The sequence below is a fragment of the Photobacterium andalusiense genome (genome assembly GCF_900185625.1).
GTDB classification, from domain to species: Bacteria; Pseudomonadota; Gammaproteobacteria; order Enterobacterales; family Vibrionaceae; genus Photobacterium; species Photobacterium aquimaris.
Map to the genome: position 1 here is coordinate 1 of NZ_FYAJ01000045.1, position 862 is coordinate 862.

General features: G+C 44.0%; 1 protein-coding gene. It reads right to left on the bottom strand.

Annotation, left to right across the window (positions count from 1 at the left end; all coding sequences use genetic code 11):
* Positions 1-862 (bottom strand): hypothetical protein (locus tag PAND9192_RS20350; RefSeq protein WP_234999235.1); only part of this gene is annotated, 862 nt, incomplete at both ends.

Genomic DNA, 862 nt, shown 5'->3' on the forward strand with positions numbered 1-862 from the left:
AACGGCTTCATCCGCCCCGCTGGCTGTGATACCGGTGATCGTGATAACACCATGAGCATCAATATTAATGCTAAAGGTTAATGCGTCTCCGCCAGAAGTAAGACCATTTAATTCGGTCAATAATGCCGTTTTAACGCTGTCAGTGATCGTTAATGACGTTGCGACTAACGCATCATCTGTTGCATCAACGGTAAAGTGTCCTGTACCAACAACAGGGTAGCCTTGCTCACCTGCTTGAGGGATTAAATCACCTTCAGTAATGGTAATATTGGCTTGAACGCCTTCACCTGTAGGATTTAAACCATCTTTAATATGGATCTCTAATTGACCCGTATTACTGCTATCACCATCATCATCCGTGGCCACCACACCAAGCTCAATATTAACGCTATCACCTGCTGCATTATCTTGTTCAATCGGTTGATGTTGTTCAACAATATAACTGCCATCATTACCAATTGTGATCGTTAGAACCGCTTCACCATCATTTGTGCCACCGTCAATCACGACCTTAATCTCATTACCATCAACGCTATAACGGGTCGCTTGATTATTTGAGACAATGCCATCAAGTGATGGCTGAGACTGAGCAAAATCAATATGCGCAATGTCATCAGAGCCCACATCTAATGGGATCTTACCGCTGGCTGTTACCCCTGTTTCGGTTTCAACAATGGTGGTACCTTTATCAGTACCAAACTCTGGGTTGGCACCATCAACAATGGTGATATCAATATTGGCAGGCTTTTGTAGCCAATCACCATCGGTGTCTTGCGCCTGAATCGGCACATCAATGGTGATTTTATCGTTAACACTATCAACTAAACCATCGACACCACTGTCGGTGTGGTTTAACGGTTTG